The organism is Hymenobacter glacialis, assembly GCF_001816165.1.
Classification (GTDB): domain Bacteria; phylum Bacteroidota; class Bacteroidia; order Cytophagales; family Hymenobacteraceae; genus Hymenobacter; species Hymenobacter glacialis.
This window is the reverse complement of the sequence record NZ_MDZC01000060.1, coordinates 21,087-36,937: the sequence shown is the minus strand read 5'-3', so window position 1 is coordinate 36,937 and position 15,851 is coordinate 21,087. Positions and strand designations below refer to the sequence as shown.

At 61.3% G+C, this 15,851-nt stretch carries 8 protein-coding genes; 6 read left to right on the top strand and 2 right to left on the bottom strand.

Annotation, left to right across the window (positions count from 1 at the left end; translation table 11 throughout):
• Positions 1-253: JAB domain-containing protein (locus BEN48_RS09350; RefSeq protein ID WP_162274736.1), on the top strand; the 253-nt coding region annotated here is incomplete at its 5' end.
• A 193-nt stretch (positions 254-446) separates the two neighbouring features.
• Here the strand turns inward: BEN48_RS09350 and BEN48_RS09345 are convergent.
• Positions 447-836, bottom strand: a complete 390-nt coding sequence (locus BEN48_RS09345) for a hypothetical protein (protein WP_125932560.1) — start codon at positions 834-836, stop codon at positions 447-449.
• A 389-nt stretch (positions 837-1,225) separates the two neighbouring features.
• On the opposite strand from BEN48_RS09345, the gene BEN48_RS09340 reads away from it, so the two are divergent.
• Positions 1,226-3,430: a TonB-dependent receptor gene (locus BEN48_RS09340; RefSeq protein WP_070734338.1), complete on the top strand. Its 2,205-nt coding sequence runs from the start codon at positions 1,226-1,228 to the stop codon at positions 3,428-3,430.
• 20 nt (positions 3,431-3,450) lie between these two features.
• Here the strand turns inward: BEN48_RS09340 and BEN48_RS09335 are convergent, their stop codons facing one another.
• Positions 3,451-5,928 carry a M1 family metallopeptidase gene (locus BEN48_RS09335; RefSeq protein WP_125932559.1) on the bottom strand — a complete coding sequence of 826 codons (2,478 nt, stop codon included), beginning with the start codon at positions 5,926-5,928 and terminating at the stop codon, positions 3,451-3,453.
• A 151-nt stretch (positions 5,929-6,079) separates the two neighbouring features.
• Between BEN48_RS09335 and BEN48_RS09330 the strand changes: the two genes are divergently transcribed.
• The 4 genes from BEN48_RS09330 to BEN48_RS09315 all read left to right on the top strand — a co-directional run bounded on the left by BEN48_RS09330 (position 6,080) and on the right by BEN48_RS09315 (position 15,829).
• Entirely contained in the window at positions 6,080-6,637 is a 558-nt protein-coding gene (locus tag BEN48_RS09330) for a DUF1684 domain-containing protein (protein WP_206599840.1), read from the top strand.
• 233 nt (positions 6,638-6,870) lie between these two features.
• Positions 6,871-9,306 carry a phenylalanine--tRNA ligase subunit beta gene (gene pheT / locus BEN48_RS09325; RefSeq protein WP_070734334.1) on the top strand — a complete coding sequence of 812 codons (2,436 nt, stop codon included), beginning with the start codon at positions 6,871-6,873 and terminating at the stop codon, positions 9,304-9,306.
• Positions 9,307-9,525: 219 nt separating this feature from the next.
• Positions 9,526-12,525: a M16 family metallopeptidase gene (locus BEN48_RS09320; RefSeq protein ID WP_070734333.1), complete on the top strand. Its 3,000-nt coding sequence runs from the start codon at positions 9,526-9,528 to the stop codon at positions 12,523-12,525.
• Between the two features lie 289 nt (positions 12,526-12,814).
• Positions 12,815-15,829, top strand: coding sequence for a M16 family metallopeptidase (locus tag BEN48_RS09315; RefSeq protein ID WP_070734331.1), 3,015 nt, complete (start codon positions 12,815-12,817; stop codon positions 15,827-15,829).
• Positions 15,830-15,851: the final 22 nt, after the last annotated feature.

Here is a 15,851-nt window from a genome sequence, read left to right as displayed (position 1 = left end):
CCACGAGGAATTCTGGGTCATCCTGCTCAACCGGGCCAACGTGGTGATGCGCAAAACGGCCATCAGCCGCGGCGGCGTGGCCGGCACCGTGGCCGACCCCAAAATGATTTTCAAAGAAGCCCTGGAGCAGCTGGCCAGCAGCATTATCCTGGTGCACAACCACCCCAGCGGCAACCGCAACCCTAGGGCCGCCGACATCCAGCTCACCAAGAAGCTGAAGGAAGCCGGCAGCTTTCTGGACTTGCCGATTTGACACCTCATTTATTCCGACCAGGGCTACTACAGCTTTGCCGATGAGGGGATGCTGTAGGGTGGTGTTTAAACTACCGTTTTGACAAACTCTAAATTCGGCTATTTGACTTAACTAGCCACACACAGAAGTATCCCCGGCACGGTAACAGGACGTGGTCATCAAGACATTCACGGCCTAGTTCTGGGTTCTACTACTACTCGGGAGCATGCTCGATGCGCTCAAGTTCAATTTTATGGCCGAAATTCGTCCTTAAACTGGGCAACGTCACCAAGCCGTAGCAGCTTTTTTTGCGACCGCTCACCTTTACCTGCAGCCCGTTAATTCTGAGCGCCGTTGGTATAGGCGTTGTGGGAACCAGCACATTGCCAATGCTGAAGCTTTCTCTGTTAAAATCTTCGGGAGCTACGGACAGCCAATACTGGTCAATTGCTTGAATGACCCTTCCCTCGCGGTCGTGATAGGTTTCCAACAGGTGCTCATTCTCGCACGTTTGTCCCATCGGCGTTGCATCAGTCTTATCAGAGCAACCAACGCTCGTCAGCAAGAGAGCCAAGAAAACCGAAAGACCTAATGTCGTTTTCAAAGTAGTTAGGGTTTTGTGTAACAACAAGGTAAATGTGCAACAAACAAGGTATAACTGAGGACTAACCGCCTGACCGCTCGCACACCCATTCGGTTGCATCAATCAAATTCTCCTTTTCCTACACGCAATCAGAAAACTCACTCAAGTCTACAAATGGTGAGTTTCAGCCTCGTAAAAGTTCAAGAAACTGGTTCACCATTCAAAGTTTAGTGAACCAGTCGCTGCGCTGAGTTTCGTGACCTCCATTCCCTTCTGTGGTTTTCTCACTTAAAGTCCTTTGAGCAAATTTTTCCACTGCGCCGCTTCAGTCTCCCTCACTTAGCCCTCTTATCAATAGCTTTACGCAGTCAAATTAGATACCGGCAAGCACGCGCATCCCCATTCCTTCTATGCCCCATTGCAAGAAGTACGCCTTGCTGCTATTAGCGTTGTTGGTTGGGTACGATGCCTGGGCCCAGGAGCAGCCGCAGGATTCGAGCCGGTTTTTTGGTCTGGACGAAGTTGTGGTGTCGGCCAATCGGGTGCTGGAGCGCAAAGCCGATATTCCGCAGCAGATTGACGTGCTCACGGCCCGCAGCATTCGCCTGCAAAACCCCGCCACCATGGCCGACGCCCTGCAGCACACCGGGTGGGTGTTTGTGCAGAAGTCCCAGCTCGGGGGCGGCTCGCCGGTGCTGCGCGGTTTTGAGGCCAACAAGGTGTTGCTGGTGGTGGACGGGGTGCGCCTCAACAACGCCATTTACCGCGGCGGGCACCTGCAGAACATTCTCAGCGTAGACGCCAACTCGCTGGAGCGGGTCGAAATTCTCAACGGCGCAGGAGCCGTGATGTACGGGTCGGATGCCCTGGGCGGCGTGGTCAGCCTCTTTACCAAAAGCCCCCGCCTGGCCGACAGCACCGGCCTGGCCGTGCACACCAGCAACCTGCTGCGCTACGCCACCGCCGCCCGCGAGAAAACCGCACACACGGATTTTTCGCTGGGCTGGCGCCGCTGGGCCACCTTCACCAGCCTTACGGCCACCGACTTCGACGACCTGCGCAAGGGCACCACCGGGCTGCCCGGCTACCCCGGCTTCGGGCAGGTACGCCAGTATGCCGCCCGCCAAAACGGTCAGGATGTGGTGGTGAACAACGACGAGCCCAACCGCCAGAAATTTACCGGCTATAGTCAGCTCGACGCGGTGCAGAAAGTGCTGTTTCAACCCCGGCCCGGCCAGCGCCACCTGCTCAACCTGCAGTATTCTACCACTTCCCAGGTGCCGCGCTTCGACCGCCTCCAGACCTACCGCAACGGCGCCTTGCGCTACACAGAATGGAACTACGGCCCGCAAACCCGTTTCCTGGGCAGCTACCAGTTGGAGCTAACCCGCCGCACGGGCCTCTACGACCAGCTGCGCCTCACGCCCGCCGTGCAGGCCGTGGCCGAAAGCCGCCTGGTGCGCGATTTTGGCAAGCCGGTGCGGCAGGAAAACCTCGAAAACGTGCGGGTGCTCAGCACCAACCTGGACTTGCTCAAGGCCGTGGGCCGGCACGAACTGCGCTACGGCGCCGAGCTCACCCACAACGCGGTGCGGAGCGTGGGCCGGGGCGTGAACGTGGCCACCGGCGCCACCACGCCCATTGCCACCCGCTACCCCAACGGGGCCACCTACGGCACGGCCGGCGCGTACGCCGCGCACCGCTGGGAAATCACCGACCGCCTCATTCTCTCCGACGGCCTGCGCTACAGCCATGTGCGCGTGAATGCCCGCTTCGACCCGCAGTTCTTCGATGCGGCGTACCCCGACGTCCGGCAGCGCTCCTCGTCGCTGGATGGCAACCTGGGCCTGGTGGCCATGCTGCCGGCCGGCCTGCGCCTGAGCGCAATGGCCGCCACCGGCTTCCGCAACCCCAACGTGGACGACCTGAACAAAACCTTTGAGCAGCTCAACGGCACCCTCATTATTCCCAACGCCAGCCTGCGGCCCGAACGCGTGGTAAACTACGAAGCCGAACTGTCGGAAACGGTGCCGGACCGGCTGCTGGTGGCCGTGACGAGCTTCGTGACCAACCTGCGCGATGCCCTGGTGGTGCGCCCCTTTGCTACGCCCGACGGCCGCAGCACCACCGTGTACAACGGCCAGACCTTTGTCACGGTGGCCACCGTGAACACCGGCCGGGCGCGCATTATGGGCCTGTCGGCGCGCACGCAGGTGGTGCTGCCCGCCCACCTGCGCCTCGACGGCAGCCTTACTTACACCCAGGGCCGCGACCTTACCGCCCAGGTGCCCCTCGACCACATTCCGCCCCTCTTCGGCCGGGCCGCCCTCACCTACCGGCACCGCAAGCTAACGGCCGAAGGCTCGGTGGTTTTCAACGGACGCAAGCGTGCGGAAGACTACAGCCCTTCGGGCGAAGACAACCTGCCCCAGGCCACGCCCGAGGGGGCCCTGCGCTGGTACACGCTCAACCTGCGCACCGCCTACCAGCTCACGCCCCGCTGGGCCCTGCTAGCCGGCCTGGAAAACCTACTGGACCGCAACTACCGCGTTTTTGCCTCGGGCATCAGCGCGCCCGGCCGCAACCTGTTTCTGGCGGTCCGCTTCGAGCGGTAGAAACCAAACTTGGCAGGCGTTTACCTGGCTGCCTGAATCTCAGCTACGGCACGGTCTACGAGGCCAGCCGCTGCGCCAGCATTCGGCCCGGTAGCCTGGCGCGTCTGAATCTGCCGCAGTAGGCCAATTAGCCGCTCAGAATCCACGAACTTGATGTACTGCACCGTGAGGTCCTTGATGCGACCGACACCTTGCGAAAGCGCCGCAGGGTCATCCAGCCGGCCGAGTATTTCGGCGAGGCCGGGCAGCATCTCGAACCGGCTGGGCGGGTTAGCGGCGTCGTACTTAGCCAGCATCAGGGGCCACTGGGCCGGGCCGCCCGCCTGCCCATACACATTCACCATCGCCGCCGTGAGCGAGCCTTTGTTATCGGTTTCGAAGGCGGTGGCGCGCGCCAGGGCCTGTGCGGGATTCAGCGCCGCCAGGCCCAGCAGCGCCGCCCCTTGCACCCGATAAGACTGGCTGGCCAGGGCTTTGGTGAAGACTGGCGCATTGCGCTTGTCCTTGAGCGGCCCCAGGGCGGTGAGGGCGGCGGCCTGCACCTGCACCGAGGCATCAGCTCCGGCCAGCTTGGCCAGCAGCGGGGCGGCGGCTTTGCGTTGGGCGGCGTTTTTGAGGTCGAGCAGCTCAATGGCCATCTCGCGCAGCGCGGCTGATTTATCGCCCAGGCCGGCCAGCAGCAGGCGTTGCGCCGTCGGGCTGGTGGGTTGGAGCTGGGCGGCGCGCAGGGCTTCGCGGCGGTCGAGGTAGCGCGGGGCGTGGCGGTACTGGTAGTTGAATTCGGCCAGGGATTTTTGGTCGTTTTTCTGCCATACCAGCACTTTTTCAGCGTCCACGTTCACCAAATCGGGCTTGGTGGCGGCGGGGAAATAAAGGGTATCCACGGCGTGGCGTAGGGTGGCGACGTAGCGCCGGGCGCGGCCGTTGGTGTACACATCCACGGCCAGCGGCAGCACGTAGGGCGCGCCGGCCTGGGTTTGGCGCACAATTACGGCCTGGCGCTGGCGGGCCGCGTCCCACTGGTAGGCAATGGTGACCACGGGGTGGCCCGCCCGGTAGTACCACTGGTCGAAAAACCAGTTCAGGTCCCGGCCCGAAGCGGCTTCCAGGGCCAGCCGCAGCTGGTGGGGCTCGGCGGTGCCGAAGGCGTTTTGCTTCAGAAACTGCTGCAGGCCCCGGAAAAACACGTCTTCGCCCAGGTAGGCCCGCAGCATGTTCAGGATATTGCCGCCCTTCTGGTAGGTTACGGCGTCGAACATCTCGTCTTTTTCCCGATACTGCTCGCGCACCAGCGGCTTGCTGAAATTGGCGGGGTTGCGGAAGTAGGTGCGCAGGCTGAGGTCGGCCTGCTGGGCGGCGGCGTCGGGGCCGTACTCGTGCTCGGCCCAGAGCACCTCGCTGAAGTTGGCGAATGATTCGTTGATGGTCAGATTGCCCCAGCTTTCGGCCGTCACGTAGTCGCCGAACCAGTGATGGAACAGCTCGTGGGCAATTTCGCGCTCCACACCGGCGTACTGCCAGTCGAGCAACTCGCGGGCTGAACCCTGGGCCTGTTCGCCGAAGAGCGAAGCGGTGGTATTTTCCATGGCCCCGGCCACGAAGTCGCGGCACACCACCTGGCTGTACTTACTCCAGGGAAAATCAACCCCCAGACGCTGCGAGAAAAACTCCAGCATGCGCGGCGTCTTGCCAAAAATGGCCTTGGCCTGCGCCGCGAACTGCGGCTCCAGGTAGTAGTTCACTTCCTTGCCGCGCCACGTGTCTTTGGTAATGCGGAAGTCGCCCACGGCCATCATAAAGAGGTACGGCGCGTGCGGCTGGTCCATTTTCCAGGTGTCGGTGCGCAGGCCGGGGTCGGACCCGGTAGGGCCGGCGGGCACCTGGGCTACCAGCAGGCCATTGCTGAGCGTGACGTACTTGCTGGGCACGGTCAGACTGATTTCCTGGGTGGTTTTCTGGTTGGTTTCGTCGATGGTGGGAAACCAGACCGAGTTGGCGTCGGGCTCGCCCTGCGTCCAGATTTGCACCGGCTTGCCAGAGATGGCGCTGTCCGGGTTGATGAAGTACAGGCCCTTGGCCCCGCGAATAGCCGAGCCGCCCTGGGTACCCAGCTCGTCGGGCTTGGCCGTGTATTCAATGTACACAGTGTAGGCCTCGCCCACGGGCACCGGGCGGCCCAGCTGGATAAGCAGCTGGCGCTGGTTGTAGTTGTATTTGAGCGGCGTAATGACGCTGCCCTGCACCAGCGCCACGGTTTTTATGTCCATGCCTTTGGCGTCGAGGCGCAGCGTGTCGGTGGCCTGAGCGTGGGGCTTGAGGGTGACCCATTCGCGCCCGTAGAGGTAGCGTTTGGCGTAGTCAAATTTCACGTCGAGCCGGGTGTGCACCAGCAGGTTGACCTGGCGGGCGGCGGGCCGAAACGGCACCGGCGCCAGCGGCTGGCCGACGACCGGCACGAGGATACCCAAACACAGAACCAGCAGCAGAAATTGGCGCATGAGGCAGAACAAGCGAGTACCAGTGGCGGTATTCGGGGCTAAAGATGCCGCAACATGTGGCCGGGGTTGCCTACCTTTTCAAAAAAACCATTGCCGCATGATTAAAAAAATTGCCATTGCCGTCGCCGTAATAGGAATTATTTTCTATTCCTTGAACGACACGAAACTCGACATCAGCACGTACGCCGCTCAATTAAATAAAGCCCGCAAAGAGAAAAATAAATCATTTCGCCAGGGCGAAAATTCGCCCCTCGTTGCCGCCGAAAAGGCCAGTTTCGACAGCCTCAAGTACTATCCGGCTTCGCTGGAATTTGTAATTAATGCCACCGTGGCGCGCAACGAAACGCCCGACACGGTAACGATGCAAATGAGCGACAACCGCACCGAGAAATATTTAAATTGGGGAAAAGCTAATTTCACCATCGACAAAGCCGCGCAGCAATTAACTATTTATTTAAAAGCCACCGGCACCGATTCCACGCTATTTATTCCCTTCACCGACCTCACCAACGGCCGCGAAACCTACGGCGGCGGGCGCTACCTCGATGCGCCCATTCCCAAGCTCAACGTGGGTGAAATAAAGCTGGATTTCAACGCCGCCTACAACCCGTTTTGCGCCTACAACAACGAGTACAGCTGCCCGGTCCCGCCAACCGACAACCGCCTCAAAATTGGTATTCCGGCTGGGGAAAAGTCGTACCACGATTAAGCGCAGGGCATTTGGATTAATGAACCGTCATGCTGAGCGGAGTCGAAGCATCTCTACCGTGCAACTAATCAATTTTAGTGCTGCGGTAGAGATGCTTCGACTCCGCTCAGCATGACGGTTTTTTATTATTGCCGGCTCAGCAACGCGCGCTATTTCCTCTTTTCGCCCCGCCGTACCTTTGCCTTGCTTATCAACGCGGTTGATAACTGCTCACTGCTAACTGTTCACCGAAAATGCGCATCTCCTTAGACTGGCTTAAAACCCTCATCCCGACCGACAAACCCGCTGCCGAAATCGGCGCCCTACTCACCGGCTCGGGCCTGGAAGTGGAGAGTCTGGAGGAGTTGGAAAGCATTCCCGGCGGGCTGCGCGGCGTGGTGCTGGGCACCGTGCTCACCTGCGAGGCCCACCCCGATGCCGACAAGCTCAGCCTGACCACCGTGGACGTGGGCGACTCCACGCCCCGCCAGATTGTGTGCGGCGCCCCCAACGTGGCCGCCGGCCAGCGCGTGGTGGTGGCCCTGGAAGGCGCCATGCTGCACCCCGCCCAGGGCGAGCCGTTCAAAATAAAGAAAAGCAAGATTCGCGGCGCGGCCTCCGAGGGCATGATTTGCGCCGAGGACGAGATTGGCCTGGGCCAGTCGCACGCCGGCATTATGGTGCTGGAAACCGAGCTGCCCAACGGCACGCCCGCCGCCGACTACTTCGGCCTGGGCTCCGATACGGTGTATGAAATTGGCCTCACGCCCAACCGGGCCGATGCCGCCTCGCACTACGGCGTGGCCCGCGAGCTGCGCGCCCTGCTCGGCCAGCCCTGCCACCTGCCTGATGTGAGCGGCTTCGTGGCGCCCGCTTCGGCCGCTGCCAACATCGGCGTGACCATTGAAGACCCCGAAGCCTGCCCGCGCTACGCCGGCCTGCTGCTGGAGAACGTGCAGGTGGGCGCGTCGCCGGAGTGGCTGCAGCGCCGCCTGCGCAGCATTGGCCTCTCCCCCATCAACAACGTGGTGGACGTGACCAACTTCGTGCTGCACGAACTGGGCCAGCCCCTGCACGCCTTCGACGCCGACCAGATTACCGGCGGCCGGATTCGGGTGAAGCGCGCCGAAGCGGACGAGAAGTTCGTGACGCTGGACGGCATCGAGCGCAGCCTCAAAGCCGAGGATTTGGTGATTGCCGATGCCAACGGCGCGCCCATGGCGCTGGCCGGCGTGTTTGGCGGCAAGACCTCGGGCGTGAGCGAGGGCACCAGCCGCGTGTTTCTGGAAAGTGCCTACTTCGGCCCCGCCGCCGTGCGCCGCACCTCGCAAACGCATAATTTGAAAACCGATGCCTCGTTCCGCTTCGAGCGCGGCACCGACCCGAATATGGTAATCATCGCGCTGCAACGGGCCGCCCTGCTGCTGCACGAAGTAGCCGGTGCCACCGTAGCCGCGCCCATCGTGGACGAGTACCCCGCGCCCGTGCTGCCCGCCACCGTGCGCCTGCGCCTGCCCCGCGTGGAGCGGCTGGTGGGCCAGTACATCGCGCCCGAGCGCATCCGCCAGATTCTGACGGATTTGGAAATCGAAATCACTGAAGAAAACCCCGATGCCGGCGACCAGTATACCTGGACGCTGACCGTGCCGCCCCACAAAGTGGACGTGACCCGCGAGGCCGATATCATTGAGGAAATCCTGCGCATTTACGGCTACAACAACGTGGCGCTGCGGCCCAATAACTCGGCCTCGTTCCTGTCCCGTTTCCCCAATCCCGACCCCGAGGTAACGCGCATAAAAATCGCCTCGCTGCTCAGTGGCCAAGGCTATTCGGAGATTCTCACCAACTCGCTCACCAACTCGCAGTACTTCGATAAGGAAGGCGAATCGAACAATTCGCTGGTGCGCATCTTGAACTATAATAGCGTTGAGCTGAACGCTATGCGGCCCACGCTGCTGCATTCAGGCCTGGAGATTATTCGGCACAACATCAACCGCCGTCAGCGGGATTTGAAGCTGTACGAATTCGGCAAAGTGTATGCGCAGAACGAGAACGGCAAGTACCTGGAAAAGAACAAGCTGGTGATTTACCTCACCGGCAATGCCGCCGGCGAAACCTGGCAGCAGAAGTCGGAAAAGGCTGCTTTCCACGATTTGGCCGGGGCGGTGCAGCAGGTGCTGGCGGCCCTGGGCTTTGGCGGGGCGGGCTCGCAGCCGGTGCAGCACGCCTACCTGGCGGGCGGCCTCGCGCTGCTGGTGCACAACCAGCCCGTAGCCCAGCTGGGCGCCGTGGCGGCCTCCGTGCTCAAGCGCCTCGACGTGACGCAGCCGGTGTGGTATGCCGAACTGGATTGGGACGCGCTGAGCAAGAAGTACAAGCCCACCCTGACGGCCCGCGAACTCTCGAAATTCCCGGAAGTGCGGCGCGACCTGAGCGTGGTGGTGGACAGCGGCGTGACCTTCGACCAGCTCCGCCAGATTGCGCAGCGCACCGAAAAGAAGCTGCTGCAAAGCGTGAACGTGTTCGACGTGTACGCCGGCGAAAACCTGGGCGCGGGCAAGAAATCCTACTCGGTGAGCTTCACCCTGCAGGATTTCACCCAGACGCTGAGCGAGCAAGCCATTGAGCAGGTAATGCAGCGGCTGATTCAGCAGTTTGAGAAGCAGGCCGGGGCGCTCATTCGGAAATAGCGTTGGGCTGGCGCGCATCTGCGCAACAGCAACTACTACAAACAAAGGAACGTCGTGCCCAGCATGACGTTCCTTTTTTATGTCCTGCTCTATGGAGTTGCATTGCTGGTCGATATTCTACCCGTTTTCACAAGGCCTCAACCTATCTTTCAGGCAGCTACAACTGAGTTGTGGTGTACTCTTTTCGTTTTGTCCTTTTAACTTCTGTTTTATACACAAATGAATTTACGTTTTCTGTCCACGCTGGGCCTGGCCCTTGTTACCACGGTAGGCTTTGCCCAGCAAAAGCCCGCCGCCAAAGGCGCTAAGGCACCTTCTGCCAAAACCGTCACCCTACCCAGCGGCACGAAGCTGATTGAGAAAGTGACCAAGCAGCCCGGCCAGCTCGTGATTCCCTACGAGAAGTACGTGCTGCCCAACGGCCTGACCGTGGTGGTGACCGAAGACCACTCCGACCCCTTGGTGCACGTGGACGTGACTTACCACGTGGGCTCGGCCCGCGAGCAGATTGGCAAGTCGGGCTTCGCCCACTTCTTCGAGCACATGATGTTCCAGGGCTCCGACAACGTGGGCGACCAGATGCACTTCAAGCTCGTGACCGCCGCCGGTGGCACCCTCAACGGCTCGACGAACACCGACCGGACCAACTACTACGAGACGCTGCCCAGCAACCAGCTGGAAACGGGCATCTGGCTGGAGGCCGACCGCATGGGCTTCCTGCTCGACGCCGTGAGTCAGAAGAAATTCGAAATCCAGCGCTCTACCGTCAAGAACGAGCGCGGCCAGCGGGTGGACAACGCCCCCTACGGCCAGGCCGGCGAATACATCAGCCGCACGCTCTATCCCTACGGCCACCCCTACTCCTGGTCCGTTATCGGCTCGCTGGAGGACCTGGACCGCTCGAACGTGGAGGACCTGAAGAACTTCTTCCTGCGCTGGTACGGCCCCAACAACGCCACCCTGACCGTGGGCGGCGACGTGAAGCCCGCCGAGGTGGTGAAGCTGGCCGAGAAGTACTTCGGCTCCATCAAGCGCGGCCCGGCTGTGGCCAAGGCCAAATACCCGGCGCCCGTGCTGGCCACCGACCGCTACGTGAGCTACGCCGACAACATCCGCTTCCCGATGCTGCAGATGGTGTACCCCACCGTGGCGGCGGGCCACCCCGACGCATTGCCCCTCTCGGCCCTGGCCGATATCCTAGGCAGCGGCAAGAACTCGCTGCTCTACAAAAACCTGGTGAAAACGCAGAAGGCCGTGCAGGCCCAGGCCTACCAGCGCGATTCCGAGCTGGGCGGCGCGCTGGGCTTTGTGGCCCGCGCCTTCCCCGGCAAAGGCCTCGACAGCCTCGAAACCGTAGTGCGCAGTACCATGGCCGAGTTTGAGCAGCGCGGCGTGATGGACGAGGACCTGCAGCGCTTCAAGGCCCAGACCGAAGCGCAACTGGTGAACAGCCTTTCGAGCGTGAGCGGCAAAGTGAGCCAGCTGGCTGCCAACCAAACCTACTTCAACAACCCCAACTACATTACCGTTGAAGCCCGGGAGCTAAAGGCCCTGACCAAGGCCGACGTGCAGCGCGTGTACGACAAGTACCTCAAGGGCAAGCACGCCGTTATCCTGAGCGTGATTCCCAAGACGGGTGGCGTGACCGCGGCCAAGCCCGACAACTTCACGCTGGACAAGTCGAGCTACCAGGCCCCCAAGGACGAGTACGCCGGCCTGAAGTACATCAAGCCCACCGACACCTTCGACCGCAGCAAGCAGCCCGCCTCCGGAGCCAACCCCGTGGTGAAAGTGCCGGCTCTGTACCAGGAAACGCTGGCCAACGGCCTGAAAATAGTGGGCACCAAAAACACGGAAGTACCGGCCGTGACCATGCGCCTGACCATCCGCGGCGGCCACCGTCTGGAGCAGGCCATGCCCGACAAGGCCGGCATTGCCCAGCTCACGGCGGCCATGCTGAACGAAGGCTCGGAGAAGTACACCAGCGAGCAGATGAGCGCCGCGCTCGACAAGCTGGGCTCGCGCATTTCGGTGAACGCCGACGACAACGAAACCATCGTGAGCGTGCAAACCCTCGCCTCAAAGCTGCCCGCTACCATGGCGCTGCTGGAGCAGCGCCTGCTGCACCCGCGCTTCGACGCCGCCGACTTTGCCCGCCTCAAAAAGCAGCAGCTGGAAGCCATTGGCAACTTCGCCACCCAGCCGGGCGTCATCGCCGACCTGACTTATAGCAAGCTGCTGTATGGCCAGAACAACATTGCCGGCACGGCCGTGGCCGGCACCACCGCGTCGGTGAGCAGCCTCACGCTCGACGACGTGAAGAACTTCTACAACACCTACTACGCTCCCAATGTGAGCTACCTCGTGGTAGTGGGCGACGTGGACCAGAAAGCGCTGACGCCCCAACTCGGCTTCCTGAAAAACTGGGCCAAAAAGGACGTGACCATCCCGGCCGACATGGCTGGCGTGCAGCCCGACAAAACCACCGTGTACTTCGTGAACAAGCCGGATGCCGCGCAGTCGGAAATCCGGGTGGGCTACCTGACGGGCATGAAGTACGACGCCACCGGCGACTACTACCGCGCCACCATGGCCAACTACGTGCTGGGCGGCGCCTTCAACTCGCGCATCAACCTGAACCTGCGCGAGAACAAGGGCTACACCTACGGCGCCCGCTCGGGCTACGGCAGCACGCGCTACGCGGGTCCGTTCACGGCCTCGGCCGGCGTGCGCGCCGATGCCACGGCCGCGTCGGTGAAGGAGTTCATGAGCGAAATTACCAACTACTCGAACGGCATTTCCGACGAGGAGCTGTCTTTCCTGCAATCCTCGGTGGGTCAGAGTGATGCCTTGCGCTACGAAACCGGCCAGCAGAAAGCCGGCTTCCTGGCCCGCTTGGTAGAATATGACCTCGAGCCAAGCTACGTGAACCAGCAGAGCGAAATTCTGCGCACGATGACCAAGGAGGACGTGCTGGCTTCGGCCAAGAAAAACCTACCGGCCGATAAAATGTACATCGTGGTGGTGGGCGACCGCAAGCAATTGCCCTCTGTGCAGGCTCTGGGCTACCCCGTGGTGGAGCTGGACCTAGAAGGCAAGCCAGTGGCCATGGCCTCGCCAGCCCAAAACGTGATGCCGGTGGAGGACGAAAAAATGAAGACCAAAACCGAAGACGGCGGCAAAATGAAGGTTAAGACCAAAAAAGGGAAAAGCAAGTAAGCCGCTTGTCATTATCTGATTGAGTCCGGAAGCGGGACGTTGGCGTTGAGCCGGCGTCCCGCTTTTTACTGCAGCTGGATGCAGCAGTCGGTAAGTGGCATGTCAAGCTCCTGCCTGGCCTTGACGCGCGGCAGAAACTTACCAGAGCACCTGCTGGAACTGTTCCCTGTGTTGCGGGTGTCTGGCGCGAGAACGTGCTGCCCAGTTGCCCGGCGCTCCAGTCACGCCCGCGTCGCTAAGTTGCGCCCTGATTCATCTTGCTTTTTTACTACCCTGATTTTTTTTGCGTATGAAGTACTCCGCTTTACCCATTCTGTGCGCGGCCCTGCTGGCCGCGTCTCCGGCTGTAGCCCAGAAAAAACCAGTTGCCAAAACGGGTGCCAAGTCTGCGGCTTCCAGCAAGGCCCTGGCGACTACTGCCGGCGGCACCAAGCTGGTGGAAAAAGTGAGCAAGCAGCCCGGCCAACTCGTGATTCCTTACGAGAAGTACGTGTTGCCCAATGGGCTGACGCTCATTGTGAGCGAGGACCACTCCGACCCCTTGGTACACGTAGACGTGACCTACCATGTGGGCTCGGCCCGCGAGCAGATTGGCAAGTCAGGCTTTGCTCACTTCTTCGAGCACATGATGTTCGAAGGCTCCGACCACGCACCCAAAGGCACTTTCGATAAGGTGACGATTGGCGCCGGCGGCAGCAATAATGGCTCGACGAACACGGACCGCACCAACTACTACGAAACCCTGCCGAACAATCAGTTGGAAAAGGCCCTGTGGCTGGAGTCCGACCGGATGGGCTTCCTGCTCGATGCCGTGACGCAGGAGCGGTTTGAGGTGCAGCGGGCCACGGTGAAAAACGAGCGCGGCCAGAACTACGACAACCGCCCCTACGGCCTCGCCAACGAGTACATCAGCCGCACGCTGTACCCCTACGGCCACCCCTACTCCTGGTCCACCATTGGCTCGCTCGAAGACCTGGACCGCTCGAATGTGGAGGACCTGAAGAAGTTTTTTCTGCGCTGGTATGGCCCCAACAACGCCACCCTGACCGTGGGCGGCGACGTGAAGCCCGCCGAAGTGGTGAAAATGGTGGAGAAGTACTTCGGCAGCATCAAGCGCGGCCCGGCCGTGGCCAAAACCACTCCAGTTGCGCCCGTGCTGGCCACCGACCGCTACGTGAGCTACGCCGATAACATCCGCTTTCCCATGCTGCAGATGGTGTACCCCACCGTGGCTGCCGGCCACCCCGACGATTTGGCCCTGACTGCCTTAGCTGAAATCCTGGGCGGCGGTAAAAACTCGCTGCTCTACAAAAATTTGATAAAAACGCAGAAAGCCACCCAAGCCAACGCTTACCAGCGGAGCTCGGAGCTGGACGGCGTGCTGGGTTTCACGGCCCGCGCCTTTCCTGGCAAAGGCCTCGACAGCCTCGAAAGCGTGGTGCGCAGCACCATGGCCGAGTTTGAGCAGCGCGGGGTGATGGATGAGGACCTGCAGCGATTCAAGGCCCAGACCGAGGCCCGAATGGTAAACAGCCTGGCCAGCGTGAGCGGCAAAGTGAGCCAGCTGGCCGCCAATCAGACCTACTTCAACAACCCGAATTATATCACGGTTGAGACCAAGGAGCTTAAAGCCCTACGTAAGGCCGACGTGCAGCGCGTGTACGACAAGTACCTAAAAGGCAAGAAGGCCGTTATCCTGAGCGTCATTCCTAAGTCCGGTGGCGTGGCGGCGGCCAAGCCCGACAACTTTACGCTGGACAAGTCGAGCTACAAGGCCCCCAAAGACGAGTACGCCGACTTGAAATACGTGAAGGCAACCGACAACTTCGACCGGGGCAAGCAGCCCGCCGCCGCCGGCAACCCGGTCGTTAAAATACCAGCCTTGTACCGCGAGGAGTTCGCCAACGGCCTCAAAGTAATTGGCACCCGCAACACCGAGATTCCGGCCGTTACCATGCTGCTCACCATTCGCGGCGGCCACCGCCTCGAGCAAGCCAACCCGGCCAAAGCCGGGGTGGCAAGCCTCACGGCGGCCATGCTCAACGAAGGCTCGGAGAAATACACGAGCGAGCAGTTTGCGGCCGAGCTGGAGAAGCTAGGGAGCAGCGTGCAAATTTCGGCCGGCGACGACCGCACCCTGCTGTCGGTGCAGAGCCTGACCAAAAACCTGCCGGCCACGCTGGCTTTGGTGGAGGAACGGCTGCTGCACCCGCGCTTCGACCCGGCTGACTTTGCCCGCCTCAAGAAGCAGGCCCTGGAAGGCATTGCCAACCAGAATACCCTGCCGGTGGTCATCGCCGACAAGACGTACAGCCGCTTGCTCTACGGCCCCGCCAACGTGATGAGCGTAGCGGCCAGCGGCACCACCGCCACCGCCAGCACCCTCACCCTCGACGACGTGAAGCAGTTCTACCAGCAGAACTACGCGCCCAATGTGAGCTTCCTCACCATTGTGGGCGACGTGGGCCAGCAAGACATTGCGCCCCAGTTGGCCTTCCTCAAGGCCTGGCCCAAAAAGGACGTGGCCCTGCCCGGGGCCCTGCCCGCCGCGCAGCCCGACCAGACCCGCCTGTATTTCGTGAACAAACCCGGCGCGGCCCAGTCCGAAATTCGCATTGGCTACCTGGCCCTGCCCTATGATGCCACAGGTGAATTCTACCGTGCCTACCTGGCAAATTTCACCTTGGGCGACGGCTTCTTATCGCGCCTTAACATGAACCTGCGCGAAACCAAGGGTTACACCTACGGGGCGCGCTCGGGCTTCGCGGGCACAACCTACGCGGGCCCGTTCACGGCCCAGGCCGGCGTGCGCGCCGATGCCACCGCGCCATCGGTGAAAGAATTCATGAGCGAAATCACCAACTACCAGAACGGTATTTCCGACGACGACCTGAGCTTCATGCAAACGGCCATTGGCCAGAGCGACGCGTTGCGCTACGAAACCGGCCCGCAGAAAGCCAACTTCCTCAGCCGGATTGTGGAGTACAACCTGCCCACCACCTACGTGGACGAGCGCAGCCTTATTCTAAAGAGCCTGACCAAGGAGGAGGTGCTGGCCGCGTCCAAAAAGTATCTGCCGGCCGACAAGATGTACATCGTGGTGGTGGGCGACAGCAAGCAGCTCCCGGCCCTGAGGGAGCTCGGCTACCCCGTGGTGGAGCTGGACTTGGAGGGCCAGCCCGTGGCCATGGCCGCCCCGGCCCAAAACGTGATGCCGGTGGAAGACGAGAAGATGAAAACCAAAACCGAAGACGGCGGCAAAATGAAGGTTAAGACCAAAAAAGCCAAGAAGGACAAGTCGTAGTTCTGGGGTGCACGCAGCACCT

Excerpts from the sequence above, each read along its gene's own strand:
- BEN48_RS09340 (WP_070734338.1), top strand. The coding sequence starts at position 1,226 with ATGCCCCATTGCAAGAAGTACGCCTTGCTGCTATTAGCGTTGTTGGTT.
- BEN48_RS09335 (WP_125932559.1), bottom strand. The coding sequence starts at position 5,928 with ATGCGCCAATTTCTGCTGCTGGTTCTGTGTTTGGGTATCCTCGTGCCG.
- pheT (WP_070734334.1), top strand. The coding sequence starts at position 6,871 with ATGCGCATCTCCTTAGACTGGCTTAAAACCCTCATCCCGACCGACAAA.
- BEN48_RS09320 (WP_070734333.1), top strand. The coding sequence starts at position 9,526 with ATGAATTTACGTTTTCTGTCCACGCTGGGCCTGGCCCTTGTTACCACG.
- BEN48_RS09315 (WP_070734331.1), top strand. The coding sequence starts at position 12,815 with ATGAAGTACTCCGCTTTACCCATTCTGTGCGCGGCCCTGCTGGCCGCG.